21 protein-coding genes and 1 riboswitch are annotated in these 16,116 nt (G+C 39.6%); of the genes, 17 read left to right on the top strand and 4 right to left on the bottom strand.

Annotated elements, in window-relative coordinates; genetic code table 11:
• Nucleotides 1–70: 70 nt before the first annotated feature.
• The gene (locus DV702_RS04220) at nucleotides 71–481 is read right to left on the bottom strand and encodes a hypothetical protein (RefSeq protein WP_114923622.1); all 411 of its coding nucleotides are present in this window, start codon (nucleotides 479–481) and stop codon (nucleotides 71–73) included.
• Nucleotides 478–831: a hypothetical protein gene (locus DV702_RS04225; protein ID WP_114923623.1), complete on the bottom strand. Its 354-nt coding sequence runs from the start codon at nucleotides 829–831 to the stop codon at nucleotides 478–480. The genes DV702_RS04220 and DV702_RS04225 overlap by 4 nt, the downstream gene beginning before the upstream one ends.
• 176 nt (nucleotides 832–1,007) lie before the next feature.
• Between DV702_RS04225 and rpmG the strand changes: the two genes are divergently transcribed.
• The 5 genes from rpmG (at nucleotide 1,008) to DV702_RS04250 (ending at nucleotide 5,062) form a co-directional block, all read left to right on the top strand.
• On the top strand, nucleotides 1,008–1,157 hold the full coding sequence (rpmG, locus tag DV702_RS04230; RefSeq protein ID WP_099687335.1) for a 50S ribosomal protein L33: 150 nt from the start codon (nucleotides 1,008–1,010) through the stop codon (nucleotides 1,155–1,157).
• A 57-nt stretch (nucleotides 1,158–1,214) separates the two neighbouring features.
• Nucleotides 1,215–1,799, top strand: a complete 585-nt coding sequence (locus DV702_RS04235) for a 5-formyltetrahydrofolate cyclo-ligase (protein WP_114923624.1) — start codon at nucleotides 1,215–1,217, stop codon at nucleotides 1,797–1,799.
• Nucleotides 1,792–1,980 carry a YqgQ family protein gene (locus tag DV702_RS04240; protein WP_114923625.1) on the top strand — a complete coding sequence of 63 codons (189 nt, stop codon included), beginning with the start codon at nucleotides 1,792–1,794 and terminating at the stop codon, nucleotides 1,978–1,980. Before DV702_RS04235 ends, DV702_RS04240 begins: the two co-directional genes overlap by 8 nt.
• A 120-nt stretch (nucleotides 1,981–2,100) precedes the next feature.
• Entirely contained in the window at nucleotides 2,101–3,993 is a 1,893-nt protein-coding gene (locus DV702_RS04245; RefSeq protein WP_114923626.1) for an LTA synthase family protein, read from the top strand.
• A 64-nt stretch (nucleotides 3,994–4,057) separates the two neighbouring features.
• Complete coding sequence (locus tag DV702_RS04250) at nucleotides 4,058–5,062, top strand: YqgU-like beta propeller domain-containing protein (RefSeq protein WP_114923627.1); 1,005 nt, start codon at nucleotides 4,058–4,060, stop codon at nucleotides 5,060–5,062.
• A 48-nt stretch (nucleotides 5,063–5,110) separates the two neighbouring features.
• Here DV702_RS04250 and DV702_RS04255 read toward each other — a convergent pair whose 3' ends face one another.
• Nucleotides 5,111–5,293: a DUF2759 family protein gene (locus DV702_RS04255; RefSeq protein ID WP_114923628.1), complete on the bottom strand. Its 183-nt coding sequence runs from the start codon at nucleotides 5,291–5,293 to the stop codon at nucleotides 5,111–5,113.
• A gap of 158 nt (nucleotides 5,294–5,451) precedes the next feature.
• Here DV702_RS04255 and DV702_RS04260 point away from each other — a divergent pair, with 158 nt between their 5' ends.
• Complete coding sequence (locus DV702_RS04260) at nucleotides 5,452–6,087, top strand: MBL fold metallo-hydrolase (protein WP_114923629.1); 636 nt, start codon at nucleotides 5,452–5,454, stop codon at nucleotides 6,085–6,087.
• A 285-nt stretch (nucleotides 6,088–6,372) separates the two neighbouring features.
• On the opposite strand, the gene DV702_RS04265 is transcribed toward DV702_RS04260, so the two are convergent.
• On the bottom strand, nucleotides 6,373–6,615 hold the full coding sequence (locus DV702_RS04265; protein WP_099687328.1) for a DUF2626 domain-containing protein: 243 nt from the start codon (nucleotides 6,613–6,615) through the stop codon (nucleotides 6,373–6,375).
• Between the two features lie 343 nt (nucleotides 6,616–6,958).
• On the opposite strand from DV702_RS04265, the gene comGA reads away from it, so the two are divergent.
• The 11 genes from comGA (at nucleotide 6,959) to DV702_RS04325 (ending at nucleotide 16,070) form a co-directional block, all read left to right on the top strand.
• Nucleotides 6,959–7,963: a competence type IV pilus ATPase ComGA gene (comGA, locus tag DV702_RS04270; RefSeq protein ID WP_114923630.1), complete on the top strand. Its 1,005-nt coding sequence runs from the start codon at nucleotides 6,959–6,961 to the stop codon at nucleotides 7,961–7,963.
• Complete coding sequence (gene comGB, locus DV702_RS04275) at nucleotides 7,953–9,005, top strand: competence type IV pilus assembly protein ComGB (RefSeq protein WP_114923631.1); 1,053 nt, start codon at nucleotides 7,953–7,955, stop codon at nucleotides 9,003–9,005. The genes comGA and comGB overlap by 11 nt, the downstream gene beginning before the upstream one ends.
• Nucleotides 9,006–9,056: 51 nt before the next feature.
• Nucleotides 9,057–9,332 (top strand): competence type IV pilus major pilin ComGC, encoded by a 276-nt coding sequence (comGC, locus tag DV702_RS04280; protein WP_240315718.1) that lies wholly within the window; start codon nucleotides 9,057–9,059, stop codon nucleotides 9,330–9,332.
• A complete protein-coding gene (locus tag DV702_RS04285) occupies nucleotides 9,313–9,768 on the top strand; it encodes a type II secretion system protein (RefSeq protein ID WP_114923632.1) in 456 nt (151 codons plus the stop codon). The genes comGC and DV702_RS04285 overlap by 20 nt, the downstream gene beginning before the upstream one ends.
• Nucleotides 9,761–10,060, top strand: coding sequence for a hypothetical protein (locus tag DV702_RS04290; RefSeq protein WP_114923633.1), 300 nt, complete (start codon nucleotides 9,761–9,763; stop codon nucleotides 10,058–10,060). The genes DV702_RS04285 and DV702_RS04290 overlap by 8 nt, the downstream gene beginning before the upstream one ends.
• Nucleotides 10,057–10,491: a competence type IV pilus minor pilin ComGF gene (gene comGF / locus DV702_RS04295; RefSeq protein WP_114923634.1), complete on the top strand. Its 435-nt coding sequence runs from the start codon at nucleotides 10,057–10,059 to the stop codon at nucleotides 10,489–10,491. Before DV702_RS04290 ends, comGF begins: the two co-directional genes overlap by 4 nt.
• A 162-nt stretch (nucleotides 10,492–10,653) precedes the next feature.
• Nucleotides 10,654–11,160 carry a shikimate kinase gene (locus DV702_RS04305; protein WP_114923636.1) on the top strand — a complete coding sequence of 169 codons (507 nt, stop codon included), beginning with the start codon at nucleotides 10,654–10,656 and terminating at the stop codon, nucleotides 11,158–11,160.
• Nucleotides 11,161–11,296: 136 nt separating this feature from the next.
• Nucleotides 11,297–11,389, top strand: a riboswitch (glycine riboswitch).
• Nucleotides 11,390–11,546: 157 nt separating this feature from the next.
• Nucleotides 11,547–12,647 (top strand): glycine cleavage system aminomethyltransferase GcvT, encoded by a 1,101-nt coding sequence (gcvT, locus tag DV702_RS04310; RefSeq protein WP_114923637.1) that lies wholly within the window; start codon nucleotides 11,547–11,549, stop codon nucleotides 12,645–12,647.
• Nucleotides 12,648–12,668: 21 nt separating this feature from the next.
• Entirely contained in the window at nucleotides 12,669–14,015 is a 1,347-nt protein-coding gene (gcvPA, locus tag DV702_RS04315) for an aminomethyl-transferring glycine dehydrogenase subunit GcvPA (protein ID WP_114923638.1), read from the top strand.
• Nucleotides 14,008–15,471, top strand: coding sequence for an aminomethyl-transferring glycine dehydrogenase subunit GcvPB (gcvPB, locus tag DV702_RS04320; RefSeq protein WP_114923639.1), 1,464 nt, complete (start codon nucleotides 14,008–14,010; stop codon nucleotides 15,469–15,471). Before gcvPA ends, gcvPB begins: the two co-directional genes overlap by 8 nt.
• Nucleotides 15,472–15,605: 134 nt before the next feature.
• Nucleotides 15,606–16,070, top strand: coding sequence for a DUF2691 family protein (locus tag DV702_RS04325; RefSeq protein WP_114923640.1), 465 nt, complete (start codon nucleotides 15,606–15,608; stop codon nucleotides 16,068–16,070).
• The last annotated feature ends 46 nt before the right edge of the window (nucleotides 16,071–16,116 follow it).

The raw sequence follows: 16,116 nt of genomic DNA on the forward strand, positions 1-16,116 counted from the left end.
GGTTGTTTTTACGTGTATATAGTATAGAAGATCCATGTACTCTACTTATCAAATTACTATTAAGCGTGAATTATAGTCCTAATAATACACGTGCAATGTCCGGAAACCTCATACCATCATATAACATGAATGTTCCAGATTCCATTTTATCTGTATAATCATTTTCTTCCATATATGCATCAAACTTTTCTGCATCATCAATGAATTGTTCTTCTTCTAGTTGTTTGGATAAATCGGTGGATGCTGTTCCCGGTGCTACAATAAATTCACGTCCATTCGTGAATTTTTTTGAATTAGGATTTTTGGATGAAATGGTTTGGGAAATAGCTAATTCTTTTTTTACTGCTGCTAATTCTTGTTGAATTGCAGTCAATTCTTTTTCTAATGAAGTATTGGATGCTTGCGGAGTATTGACGATGTACAAAATACCGCCCGCCAGTAAACACCCAATGCCTACAGTGCGTAATACTTGCCTGATCATAAACGTACTCCTTTAGAGCGCAGAACTGCAATGACTTCTTCTTCTGCAAGTGATGATCTCTGCGAAATTTCGAGGACGGTGTATCCTTGCTTATGCAAAGAAGTAATTTGATTCACAATAATGGCATGAACGGGTTTTTTTGGCGCTTCGAAGCTTTCTTGGGCAGGTGCTGCAATCATTAATTCTTCTTCCAGCACTCGCACGCGTTTTTTTAAATTACTCGTCTCTTGATGGAGACTTATAGAAACCTTCTCCAATTCATCTTCCAATACCCGGGTATTGCTGCCTACAAAAAAAGAGGCAACGACAGCCACTACACCAATGATGAGTAATAATAAAGAGATATCCATTGTATGTACCTCCAAAATAACTAGAGTTTTCTACATAATACCATAAGGGTCAGATGAATGATATTTCAATGTTTCTGCTGTACAATAAAAAAATATATGGTATAATTTATTAGTCGTATAGATCATGCTCATATTTTAAATTTATATCTATCGCTATTGAGTGGGAGGGACAAATAATGCGCGTAAATATTACACTCGCTTGCACGGAATGTGCAGAGCGCAATTATACTTCAAAGAAAAACAAGCGTAACAATCCAGAGCGTATCGAAATGAACAAATATTGCTCACGTGAAAAAAAGCACACGTTGCACCGTGAAACGAAATAATTAGTAAAACCAAAACCTGCTTCGGTTTTGGTTTTTTCTTACGGGAGGTAGCGCAAAATGGAAAAGCAAATTCTTCGCAACCAGATTTTGAAGCAACTACATCAATTAACTCCATCTGATCACGAACAAAAATCAGCTGAAATACGTGAGAAATTTCTTGCTTCGGATGAATTTAAGAATGCACATACGATCGGAATCACGCTTTCAAGGTTTCCGGAAGTCGCAACGCATCACTTGATCGAAAGCGCTTGGCAAGCTGGAAAAAGAATTGCGATTCCTAAATGTATCGCTGCCGCTAGAGAAATGGATTTTCGCCTCATTACATCATTTGATCAGACGGAAACTGTCTATATGGATTTACTCGAGCCGCGCGTAGAATCTACTGTATCTGTAGCGCCTGAAGAAATTGATCTTCAAATTGTGCCAGGTGTCGTCTATACAGCAGAAGGGTATCGCATTGGATTTGGCGGAGGATACTATGATCGCTACTTAGTAGATTATCCTTTTGAAACAGTATCACTGGCATTTGAACGACAAATGACCGATACTATAGAGAGGGAATCTCATGATATTCCTGTTTCATATATTTTTACTGAACAACGTAGAATAGACTGTCAGAAAGCACGTGAAACAAATGAATGAATTTTATGATGTACTTCAATTACTGAAGAAGTTTGGCGTTATTATATATACAGGAAATAAAAGACAAGACAGTATAGTAATGGAGTCGGAAATAAAAGAGCTGTTCGATCATCAATTTATCGATAAGCAAACGTATTTACAAGCATTGTTAGTATTACGAAGAGAAATTAACAAGTTATAGGACAATCTATTTATTTATCTCCTATTGTGAAACTTTTCACTCAGTCAAACGTCTATAGTACAGTGAGCAAAAATTAATCATACACTATTTTTAGAAACAGAAATGAAAGGAAGAGATGGAATGAGTAAGATTTCATGGCCTAAGCATTCCGTACTCATTATCGCCGTAATCGCTACTTGGTTGACTACCTACATCGGGTATATTACAAGTTTCAATATGAAAATCGATAATGCGATGCAACAGTTTATTTTATTTATTAACCCATTAGCATTTTTGCTGTTTATTTATGGGATTGCATTATTCATCAAAAAAACGAAAACACGTAATCGCTATATTTTAACAGTGAGCATTTTAACTTCAGTTGTCATGTTTAGTAACGCGGTATTTTATCGTTTTTTCACAGACTTTATTACACTGCCATTATTATTCCAAACGAGTAACTTTGCAGATTTAAGTTCTTCTATTACGGAAAATATGCGTTTTCTAGATGTTTTCTTCTTTACGGATGTTTTGCTTGTTTTAGTAGCGATTAAATTCATTCCTCAAGCTACTGTTCAAGTGACTGAAAGAAAAGTAGGACGCAAAGTGTATTTCGCTGCGACTGCTACGTTGCTAATGTTCAACTTGGCGATGGCTGAAGCGCAACGTCCACAATTACTGACACGAAGCTTTGACCGTGAATTGCTAGTCAAAAATATCGGAACGTATAACTATCACTTATATGATTTATTCGTTCAATCAAAATCACATGCACAGCGGACGTTCGCTGATGGTACAGAGCTAACAGAAATTGAAAACTACGTGAAAGCCAATCACGCACAGCCAGACCCGGATATGTTCGGCGTAGCGAAAGGCCGTAACGTCATTATTGTTTCACTGGAATCTCTGCAAAATTTCGTGATTAACAATGATATGGATGGACATGAGGTTACGCCATTCTTAAACGAATTGACAAATGACAAAGACACATTTTATTTCGATAACTTCTATCATCAAACAGGCTTAGGGAAAACATCAGATTCAGAGTTTATCGTAGAAAATTCATTGTATGGTCGTAATGGCAGTGCCGTATTCTTCACGAATAGCGGAAATACTTACGATTCATTGTCTGAACGTATGGGCGAGAATGGATATTTTACAAGCGTTATGCACCCGAACAGTAAGAGTTTCTGGAACCGTGACATTATGTATAAAGCATTGGATGTTCAAAAGTTCTATGATGTAGATAGTTATACGATCGGTGAAGGGGAAGCGGTCAACTGGGGCATGAAAGACATTCCGTTCTTCCATCAATCAGTAGAAATGATGAAAGAAATGCCACAGCCGTTTGAAACACGTATGATTACGTTAACGAACCATCACCCGTTCGATTTGGATGAAGAAGACAAGCTTATTCCTGAATATACGTCTAACTCCAACACATTAAATAAGTATTTCCAAACAGTTCGTTATATGGACGAGGCTGTAAAAGAATTCTTCACTGATTTAAAAGAAAGTGGACTATATGACAATTCAATTATTGTCATGTACGGAGATCACTATGGAATTTCTGAAAACCATAACAAAGCAATGGGCATGTACATGGATAAAGAAATTACCCCGCTAGATAATGCGGAGCTTCAAAAGGTGCCTATGTTTATTCATATTCCTGGGTACGGTGAAGGAAAGAAAATGGATGAGCTTGCTGGACAGTTAGATGTTCGTCCGACAATTCTCCACTTGCTCGGAATTGATACGAAATCAGATATGCAATTTGGCTCCGATGTATTCTCACCCGATCATGAGCCGTTTGTCATTTTCCGTGACGGTCGTCTCATAACAGAGAATTATATTTATGCACAAGAAGTTTGTTATGATGTGGAAACGCGGGAACCAACAGATCAGGCTGCGTGTGATCCGTATGTAGAGCGCGCCACAACAGAATTGAATTATTCGGATGCATTGATCAACGGAGACTTACTTCGCTTCAAAGAGCATCCAGAAGGCAGTCCAGAGTTAAAAGAAAGAAAATAATGTAATGGGCTGCGCGGCTTTTGAAGCTGCGTAGCCTTTTTTATACATAGAAAGAGGGGATGTTGTGAAGCGGATCATTTGGCTGCCAATTCTAGCGATAGCTCTTCTAGGATGTCAGCAACAGGCAATTGAAGAACCTCAACCACATATGGAAGAGGAAGAAATGATTCAAACATTAAATATACCCGAAGACGAGTTTCGGTTCGTCGCTGGATGGTTCGATGAGCAGACAATCGGTTTCGTCGTTCATCAGGAAAATGAAAATCATGTCCAAGCATTTAATATAGTAACAGGCGAAATTAAGACTCTCTATACAGATTCTGCTATTATTTCTGACGTACTCATTCATCGTTCTTCTCAAGAATTTCTTGTCAAGACTTCCAATAATTCGACAGAAGCCATTATTATATTGTTTACGAAGAATGCGGAAATTATAGATGAATTAGTAATCGAATCTTCAGAACTTGAGATAAATTGGAATCCGGCAGATACTTCTAAGCTATTGTTATCGGCGTTTGCCGAGGACTGGAGCTATGAAACCTACATGTATGACAGCAAGAAACAAGAGATCACACAGCTCGCGCTAAGTGATCCATTTCCGAAGTGGCTGGGAGAGGACGCTATCGTTTATAAAGAAGATTCCACAATAGTGAAAGAACTGCTGGTAACAAACGACAAGATCTTGCTTGCATCAGATGTTACTCAATTCTTTGCTTCTTCTACGCAACTACTGCTGGAACAACCCGAAGGTGAGACGAAGCGTTATAAAGTACTGGATGCAGAGGGGAAAGAACTGTATACATGGGTGTTAGGGAACCCTGCGCAAGCGGCAGTACACGCGGAGATGTTGGATGACGAAATGATTGTTATGTCTACTGCGGATCAAACCTCATCCATGCCGACTATATTTCTACATCAGTTACATTCGGGCGACGAAGTAGAGAAGTACGAAATTGAAGGTGAGTTAATGAGTTGCAACTCTACTGATAGATGCCTCACCGGCAATCGGTTGGAAACGATGATTCAACTGGAGACAGGCGAGAAAATGGAATGGTTAGTAAGTAAATAAAAAATAAGGACACTCTCCTGTAGAAGAGTTGTCCTTATTTTTTGGAACTTATTTGTGTAACTGTGGCGGGTATCCTGCATATATGACAGTAGCGATCGTAAATCCTCCGATAACTACAACCGTTACCACATTGAAAACAATACTTAATAGATTCCGCTCTTTAAAAGCTTGGACCGTTCCAAAGACTGCTAAAATTGCAATCAATCCAAAAATGATTACTAATAAATTCATTGAGAAGACACTCCTTTCAACAGTGAAAAAATGAATGCCGTAAAGCAATATTCCTCCTCTATTGTACTGTTAAAGAAACGATTTGTCGAGATTAAATAATGACGATTGTTTGAAATATGTCTCACGTTTCATTATTATTAGAAATTGAGGTGATATAATTGAGAGTACATACCTATCCTTTAGGTCCGATTCAAACGAATTGTTATATTGTGGTGGACGATCAGAAAAATTGTTTAGTGTTCGATCCCGGATACGACGGAGAAGCGTTGCTTGCTGAATTGCGAAAGTTATCCGTAAAGCCGTTAGCGGTGTTATTAACTCATGCACATTTCGATCATATCGGTGCGGTAGACACGGTGCGTGATGCGTATAATATTCCCGTTTATTTGCATGTGGCGGAAAAGAAATGGATGAGTGATGCGATGTTGAACGGGTCAGGCAAATATCCAGTGCTTCCCGATGTAGTATGTAAACCGGCAGATATCTTATTGGAAGATGAGAAGTCATTAGAAATAGGGCCGTTTATGATAGAAACACGCCGTACACCTGGACATTCGCCAGGAAGTGTTACCTACGTCTTTGAAGACGGGAACTTTGCCATTGTAGGAGATACGTTATTCCAGAGCGGCATCGGCCGTACAGATTTGCCAGGCGGGAATACAGAGACGTTGCTGACTTCGATTCATGAACAATTGCTGTCACTGGATGACGACACAATTGTTTATTCGGGACATGGTCCTGCCACTACGGTAGGAAACGAAAAAGATACCAATCCCTATTTACATGGCTTTTAAATGTAGATTATCATATTAAGAATAGTTCTCTCATTTATTTAGTTAAAAGTGAATTCGACTAGGGCGATTGGATGGAGAGATAGACTTACAGTATCTTGCGGCTTGCGCTTCTAGACGATACGCTTTCCGGAGGGAGAATCCTAATACGTACACTATCTCTACAATTACTTGTCAAAAGCAACTCATTTCCAAAAGCCAATTCCTTTGTTGGATAATCAACAGGCTTATAAAAAAAGCAAAACAAAAAACAGCTTTCATATGAAGGCTGTTTTTTGTATGTACGGATTAGTGTCCTCCACCTGGTACGTGAATAAAAATGGAATAGTAACTGAAACCAACCATAAAGATCATTAAGTATGCTCCGAATAGGTATACGTACATACGCTCTGAAAGTTTCAAGTATCCAAGTAGTATAAAGAAGATCGTGCTTGCGACCAGCAGTAAAGAAGCAGGTACCATGTGTCCTACATAGAACATAACTGCAAAAATACCTGTCCAGAATCCGCAAAGTTTAAACATATTATCCATCTACGAGTCCCTCCTTCACAACAATACAATAAGCTCTTATCCATTATAATAGAACGTCAGCCTAAAAGTAAACTCCAATCAATTTCACATTGTGACAAAAGAGTGTACTTGTAGAAGTGACGTAGACAATAGCTGGCTCTAGTATAACAGAACATTTCACAAAAATAATATGAAAATTCATTTTCGGATAGAAATATCGTCTAAGAATTGAATTTTGCTGCGATTTTGATAGGTAAAATTGAATTAACATAATTGTAGTGTATTTTTAAAAAACTCTAATTCATTGTATACTCCGCACTAAGACGGGAAGTGGTCTCTTGTCCAATGAAGAAAGGGGAGGCTTATGAAAATTAATGAAAATCCTATAGAAAAAACATGCTTTCAGTTACTGGAGAAAGCCATTCAGTCAGAAGCGACAGATATGCATTTTGTTCCGACTGCAGAAGGTTATGACGTGACGATCCGCAAACACTCAGTGTTCTCGAAAATCGGTCAATTTCCCCATATGCTAGGAAGTCGTCTAGTTTCATTTTATAAATTTCTATCGTCGTTAGACATTAGTGAACAGCGTAGACCTCAAAGCGGTTCCTTTCATCGGTCATTTTCCGAACATAACTATTCCTTCCGTGTCTCCACCATCCCTTCTATTCAGTTGCGAGAAAGTGTCGCTATTCGTATTCAGAGACATGACAAAATCGTTCCGCTTCCTGAATTATGTATGAATCCGGAGTGGACAAAAGAATTATCAGAAGCAATTGCCAATAAACAAGGACTATTTCTCGTCACAGGTCCTACAGGTTCAGGAAAAACAACAACGCTGTATTCATTGACATCGCATTGTGTAGCTACACTGCAGCGTCACGTCATCTCGCTAGAAGACCCTGTGGAAAATAACCATAGTCATTTATTGCAAATCCAAGTGAATGAGCGGTCTGGAATTACGTATTCTGCTGGATTAAAGGCGATTTTACGTCATTCTCCAGACGTCATTATGATCGGTGAAATCCGCGATGCCGAAACTGCTAAAATTGCAGTAGAAGCGGCTTTAACAGGTCATTTAGTTCTTAGTACGATTCATGCGAAAGATCCCGTTGGTTGCTTATACCGTTTACTGGACTTAGGGATACATGTAGAAGAACTTAGACAAACGATCATTGCAATTTCTGCCCAGCGTTTAGTTACTAAGCATTCGGGTGAAACAGCCGCGATTTTTGAGATTTTGAATGAAGTAGCTATTGCAGAAGCAACGGAAGCGATCGCTGCTGGTCAACGGTTTACTTCACCGAGCGATCAGAACATTGAGAAGCAATTGTTGCTTTATGAAACGGTAACAGACCATGCAAAATAAACGGTTCTCGCGTAAGCGGTCGAGGCGGAAATTAGTTAAACCTGCTGAGTTTTTGCATAGATTATCAGTGTTGTTGGAAGAAGGTTATACGTTTCACGAAGGATTGATCCTAATTTTGCCTTATCACACGAAAGATTATGAGGACTCTTTAAGACAAGTGGAAATAGAATTGAAAAGTGGTTACGGCGTTTCACACGTATTGAAAAGTCTTGGTTTTAGTAAAAGTCTCATGTTGCCTATAACGATTGCAGAGGTAGATGGAAATTTACTGCGCGCATTAAATGAAGTAGCAAATCGTTTGAATTATAAAATGGAAAAGCAAAAGCAAATTCAAAAATTACTAGCCTACCCCGCGGTATTATTTTCATTTCTCTTACTGCTCCTTGTAGCATTTCGCCAATTTTTCTTACCAAACTTTGAAGCATTGACCGTTATGCGCGCGAACGAACAATCAGGAGTAGTCCAGCTTCTGCCCCATATCGTTTCATTTATCCCTGACTTGTTATTGATTATTTCAGCAATAGGTTTCGTAAGTTATGTATGTGTGAAAGTATGGGTGAAGAGATTAACATCCGAACAACTATTGAAAATAATACTGAAATTACCGATAGCGGGAACGTTTTTCAAAGAAATGAAGACGCGAGATTTTGCGAGTGAGTTAGGCAGTTTATTGCAATCGGGCTTATCATTACAAAGTGCATTGAAGGTCTTAAAGGAACAAACAGAAGATCCTATACTAGCTGTCATGACAAGTCAGCTAAATAGTTATGTAATTTATGGAGAGTCATTACATGAATCCATTAAATTAACCGACGGACTTTCTGCGCGGTTAGCTGATTTCGCAAAACATGGGGCAGATACTGGTTATCTTTCGAAAGAGTTAATGATTTACAGTGAACATACCGGACAGCAACTTGAAGAAAAAATCAATCAATGGATGACTATTTTGCAACCGGCTCTCTTCGGTATATTAGCTGTTTGTATTTTGCTTTCTTATTTATCTATATTATTGCCTGTTTATAAAATGATCGACAGTATATGAAGGAGGTATAGGAGTTTGTTGAAGAATGAAAAAGGGTTTACATTGATAGAAATGATGATCGTGTTGCTTATTATTACCGTACTCATATTAATCGCAATCCCGAATGTGACGAAGCATTCCAAATCAATAGATGACAAAGGATGCGATGCGTATGTGAAAATGGTTGAAGGACAGATCCAAGCGTTTAAAATGAATGAGAAAAAGAATCCTACATTGTCCGAATTAACAGATGGTGACTATTTGCCTGAAAGCCCTTCTTGCCCAGACGGCAGTACGATCGCCATTGGAACGGACGGGAAGGTAACAGTTGCGAAGACGGGCGGATAATCGGAATAAAGAACTCGGATTCACATTTGTGGAACTACTTCTTGTACTGTCCATAGTCGTTATATTGACTAGTATCATCTTGCCGTTTAGCGACAAGAGACTACAACAACAATCGGAGGAAGATGCATTAAAAGAATTTATGTCAGTAGTTTACGAAGCGCAACTATATGCGATTACTCATAGAGAACATATAGAAGTGGTGTTTTCTGAAGAAGGGACATCTTATCTAGTTACAAAATTAGATGAAACGACTTTGATTGAAGGTAGATTCCCTAAAGGGATGAGAAGGGGGGAAGGCACAAAGCTAAAGCGATTAAGCTTTATGCCAAATGGTGATTTATCCCCAACTGGCCGAATGACTTTTGTTACAAAAACATTAGGAAACGTAGGAATTAATTTTCAATTCGAAAGAGGGAGGATGATCATCAATGAATGAAAAAGGACAATCCTGGCCAGAAGCTATGCTGTCCCTCCTTATCATCATGGTGATTTTTAGTTCTCTTTTGCCTTTGGCTACGAAGCTGACGACTACTGTAGTCGCAAAAAAACAGTCGATGGTTGCGGCACAAACAAGTTACCAGGCAGCTATTCATTACCGGGCGCGTAACCAAACATCGGGGGTACGTACACACGAGCAACTAGAGTATCATTGGGTAGTAAAAATGGAAGAAATTTGTGTAACATATGAAGGATTACAGGGGTTTACCAGTAAGTGTGTGAATCTATGAAAAAGCTTAATGAAAAAGGATTTTCTTTGTTTGAGAGTATGATTCATCTACTCCTATTTACGATTCTTATCCAACTGACGATCGTATTTTACTTTTGGAAAGCACCAGTACAAGTCGTTTACCAAGAAGAACTTTTGAGTGATTGGGAAGTTTTTTCGTTAGAAGTGCAAGAAATGCTGGAAGAAGTCTCAATTGTGGAAGCCCCAACGGCTACGAGCGTAAGTTTTTACAATGAGAGAGGTAAAATCACCCTGCAAACTTATAAACAAATGATCCGAAAATTAGTAAACGGTGACGGACATGTGCCGTTACTCGTTGATTTAGCATCTTGTCAGTTTTCAATCGACAACAATCAATTGACGATAGCAGTGAAAAAAACGGATGGAACTACAAAGGAAGGGACGTTTGCGATTGGATTATATACGAAATGAGAAGGGAGGTACATTTATTTTCGCCATTGTTCTACTTTTTTTCGTAAGTCTCTTTCTTTTCTCCCTCGTTTCATGGCATGATAGGTTATACGGATTATATGACTCGCTGGAAATATATTATACACAAAAGGCAGTCAAATTAATGAAACGGGATGGTTAACTATGAAAAGGATTTATTTAGTAGGATTTATGGGATGTGGGAAAAGCGCGATTGGTAAACGACTGCACACGCTTACGGATATTGCATTTTATGATATGGATCATGAAATATCAGAACAAATGCAACTGACAATACCTGAAATTTTTGAGAAGCACGGCGAACCGTATTTTCGCCAACTAGAAACAGAGTTTTTGCGTTCGTTTCCGGAAGACTACTGTATTATCGCAACAGGTGGCGGGGTAGCGGTAAAGCCGGAGAATATCCAATTGATGCGGGAAACGGGTATTGTTTTTTTCTTGAATGCTTCATTTCGCGATATATGGAGAAGAATCTCGACTGATGTCAACCGACCGATCGTCCAGCAATCGTCGCGTAAAGAATTGGAAGCACTTTATAAAAAGCGCAAACCGATGTATTTGCAAGCGGGGCATTTTACTGTGGAAACTACAGGGAAATCATTAACAGATATTGCAGAGTATATTATTTTTCAGATTGAAAGATATCAATAATATGATTCATAAGACGAATGAAAAAGTTGTAGAAGCATCTGATCATTCGTCTTATTTCCTTTTTTAGAAATAGATTGCGCTTACTTCGATGAAATGTTAAGATATCAGTGAAGAAAGAAATAATTAAATAATGCGAATGATTGTATGGGGAGAGCGCGCATTAGGCGCCGCCGAAGGAGCAAGTAACGAATGTTATGAATCTCTCAGGTAACAAAACGCATACAGGACGCATCTCTGGAGAGTGCCGAAATCGGCCGCCGAAGAAAGTATGGAAACTGTAAAGCTTTCAGGTAAAAGGACAGGGGTCTCTTATGATAGGAGACCCCTGTCCTTTTTTATGTACTACCTACTGATCGATAAGGTCAGATGATAAAGGAGGAAGCGGTTTGACAAATCAACTATTGCGTACACCCTTATTTGAAAGTTACAAAGAGTATGGAGGAAAGACGATTGACTTTGGCGGCTGGGAATTGCCTGTACAATTTTCGAGTATTAAAGCAGAGCATGAAGCAGTCCGTACGAAAGCAGGTCTTTTCGATGTGTCTCATATGGGCGAAGTACTAATTACAGGTAGCGGATCGTTAGAGTACTTACAAAAATTAGTAACGAATGATGTGTCAAAGTTACAAATTGGGCAAGCGCAATACACCGTAATGTGTAATGAACAGGGCGGGACGATTGACGACTTTTTAATTTATAAACTTGCAGAAGACCGTTACCTTTTAGTAGTAAATGCATCTAATATCGACAAAGATGTTGCCTGGATGGAAAAGCAACAAACTGAGAATGTAGTGATTGAAAACCAATCGGCTGATTATGCGTTACTAGCACTACAAGGTCCTTTAGCGCAAGAAGTATTGCAGAAGTTAACAGATGAACCTCTAGATGAAATTACGTTTTTCCGCTTTAAAGAGCATGTACAAATTGGTGAGGGAAATTTTCTCGTTTCACGTACAGGGTATACAGGAGAGAATGGCTTTGAAATTTACGGTTCACCAGCAGCTATTCAGGCGCTATTCCCTAAAATTCTGCAAGTTGGTGAAGCTGAAGGTGTAGTGCCTGCAGGTCTTGGAGCGCGTGATACATTACGCTTTGAAGCAGGGTTGCCGCTGTACGGTCAAGAACTTTCCGATACAATTTCACCGTTAGAGGCAGGGCTTGGGTTTGTAGTGAAGCTAAATAAAGAGCAAGACTTTATCGGTAAAGCCGCACTGAAAGAACAAAAAGAGCAAGGGGTAAAGCGTAAGTTAGTAGGGCTTGAAATGATTGATAAAGGGATCCCTCGTACAGGATACAAAGTATATTCTGATGAGCAAGAAGTAGGAGAAGTCACGACTGGAACGCAATCACCTACATTAAAGAAAAATATCGGCTTTGCGTTATTGAACACAGAATGTACTGAGTTAGGAACTGAAGTGGAAGTAGAAATTCGTTCGAAACGGTTAAAGGCCAAAGTAATCGGCTCACCTTTCTATAAAAGATCATAAGTGAAAAGGGGTAAAACTATTATGAAGCATCGTTATCTTCCAATGACGGAGCAAGACCAGAAAGACATGCTTGAAACGATCGGGGTTTCTTCCATCGATGAATTGTTTTCGGATATTCCTGAAGAAGTTCGTTTTACAGGAGACTATAATATTAAGCCTGCAAAATCCGAAACTTCTTTACTGAAAGAATTAGGTCGGTTAGCGGCAAAGAACAGTAATGCGCAAGACTATGCATCGTTTTTAGGTGCGGGCGTCTACGATCATTACCGACCGGTCATTGTCGATCATGTGATTTCACGTTCAGAGTTTTATACAGCATACACGCCTTACCAGCCCGAAATTTCACAAGGAGAGCTACAGGCCATATTCGAATTCCAAACGATGATTTGTGAATTGACAGGAATGGAGTTGGCGAACTCTTCAATGTACGATGGAGGAACTTCATTAGCAGAGGCAGGAACACTTGCGGCAGGACATACACGTCGTAAGAAATTGTTAGTTTCTTCTACAGTACATGCTGAATCCCGTGACGTTGTTACATCTTATGCGGACGGACAATCCATCGAAGTCGTAACTATCCCACATACGGATGGTGTCACTTGTGTAGAGAAGTTAAAAGAATTGATTGATGATGAAACAGCAGCAGTACTCGTTCAATATCCGAACTTCTTCGGTCAAGTAGAGGATCTTCAAATAATGGGCGAAATTGCACATGATCATGGCGCGTTATTCGTAGTTTCAGCCAATCCATTGGCACTTGGAGTATTAACACCTCCAGGAGCGCTTGGAGCAGATATTACTGTTGGGGATGCACAACCATTCGGTATTGCAGAATCATTCGGCGGACCGCATTGTGGTTATTTCGCAGTATCGAAAAAATTGATGCGTAAAGTACCAGGCCGTTTAGTTGGAGAAACAACTGACGATCAAGGACGCCGGGGATATGTCTTAACATTGCAAGCCCGTGAACAGCATATTCGTCGCGACAAAGCGACTTCTAACATTTGTTCGAACCAAGCATTGAATGCATTAGCAGCATCTGTAGCAATGACTGCTCTTGGAAAAGAAGGAGTAAAGGAAATCGCGTATCAAAATATTGCCAAAACTGCTTATGCGCGACAAGCATTTGAAAAGGCAGGATTTGATGTGAAGTTTGGTCCCGCTCATTTCAATGAGATTGTTGTAAACTTGAAATCTCCAGTGAAGGAAGTAAACAAACGCTTGCTGGATCAAGGAATTATTGGCGGCTATGATTTAAGTTTATTAGATGAAACATTAGCGAATCATGCGTTAATCGCTGTGACAGAACAACGTACAAAAGAAGAAATCGATGCATTCGTGCAAGAACTGGAGGCTATCCATGCATAACGAAAATCAAGCTCTCATTTTTGAGACATCTAAAGCTGGACGTATCGGATACAGTTTACCGGCGCTCGATGTACCTGAAGTAGATGTATCTACGATTCTTCCGGAACAACTTATCCGTACAGAAGACGCTGAACTACCAGAGGTTTCAGAACTGGATATTATGCGTCATTATACTGCATTATCTAACCGTAACCACGGAGTCGACACAGGATTCTATCCACTCGGTTCATGTACGATGAAATACAATCCGAAAATTAACGAAGCGGTAGCACGCTTTCCTGGATTTGCGCGGATTCACCCACTACAAGACGAATCTACTGTTCAAGGAGCGTTAGAAGTAGCTTATGATTTACAAGAGCATCTAGCGGAAATTACCGGAATGCCACAAGTGACGTTACAACCGGCTGCAGGAGCGCATGGTGAGTGGACAGCATTGATGATGATTCGTGCATTCCACGAAGCGAATGGCGATACGCAGCGTACAAAAGTGCTTGTACCAGACTCCGCTCACGGTACGAATCCTGCATCCGCGACAGTTGCTGGTTTTGATACAATCACTGTGAAGTCTAATGATAACGGATTAGTAGACTTAGAAGACTTAAAAGCGAAAGTCGGTTCTGATACGGCAGCGTTAATGCTGACCAATCCAAACACGCTCGGTCTTTTTGAAGAAGATATTCTTGAGATGGCGAAAGTTGTTCACGGTGTAGGCGGCAAGCTTTATTATGATGGTGCGAACTTGAACGCAGTCATGTCGAAAGCGCGTCCTGGAGATATGGGCTTTGATGCGGTTCACTTAAACTTACACAAAACATTTACAGGTCCTCACGGTGGCGGTGGTCCGGGTTCAGGTCCGGTCGGTGTAACGGATGAACTGGCAGCATTCATGCCAAAACCAATTATCACAAAAGAAGATGATCGCTACTTCTTAAATTATGATGTACCCCAATCTATCGGTCGCGTGAAGCCGTACTATGGAAACTTCGGTATTTATTTACGTGCGTACACGTATATTCGTTCGATGGGTCCAGACGGTCTAAAGGCAGTAACAGAGTATGCAGTGCTTAATGCGAACTATATGATGCGTCGCTTGGAACCGTATTTTGATCTGCCGTACACGCAACATTGTAAGCACGAGTTTGTTTTATCTGGTCGTCGTCAGAAGAAGATGGGTGTGCGTACACTCGATATGGCAAAGCGTTTGTTAGACTTTGGCTACCACCCGCCAACTATCTACTTCCCGCTAAATGTAGAAGAAGGTATGATGATCGAGCCGACAGAAACAGAGTCAAAAGAAACATTGGATGCTTTTATCGAAGCGATGATTCAAATTGCGAAAGAAGTAGAAGAAAATCCGGAAATCGTTCAAGAAGCACCACATACTACAGTCATTGGTCGCTTAGATGAAACGAAAGCCGCACGTAAGCCGGTATTGCGTTACACAAAAGAAGCATAACAAACATGTTTACCAATCGAGGATACCATTCTTAGTCAAATGGGTGTCCTCGATTTTTTTACTCATCTGTTACTGATTTCTATAGTTGTTATGCTATGATTATGTAAAAATACAACTAGTAAAGAGGAGAAGGAATGAGAGGAATATCCTTTGAAATACCAAATGAACACAGCAACTACTTATCTACCATATTGGCTGGCATTCCTATAGAAAATTACGAGTGGATAGTAGATGGATGGAACGAATCGTATATCGTGGAGAATGGGAATTTAGAGAATGATCTATTTACTGATGGAAAGATCAGCGGAGAATTACTTTATATATTAATTTCTGAACAAATATATTATTTGATAGCAGTAACATTGCAAGCCTTTTCGAAAAACTCATTGACGAAGCAACAGACGATAGCGACGTATGAACAATTTCTTGAAAGCGAGTGCCAAATCGTTTTATTAGTAATCGATTCAACTTTTCTTACATTGTACGTAAAAGACCAAAAACTACTACATATTATACAGCGCAATGCCGTTGGTGCAGGGTTTAAAAATATACTGTACATAACCGAAGAGAATGATACGAACACGTCTTTACTGACTTGACGGAGTTTGTAAGTGTTGAAGAGTGATGTGTAAATCGCATAATGAA

Source organism: Sporosarcina sp. PTS2304 (assembly GCF_003351785.1).
Taxonomy (GTDB): Bacteria; Bacillota; Bacilli; order Bacillales_A; family Planococcaceae; genus Sporosarcina.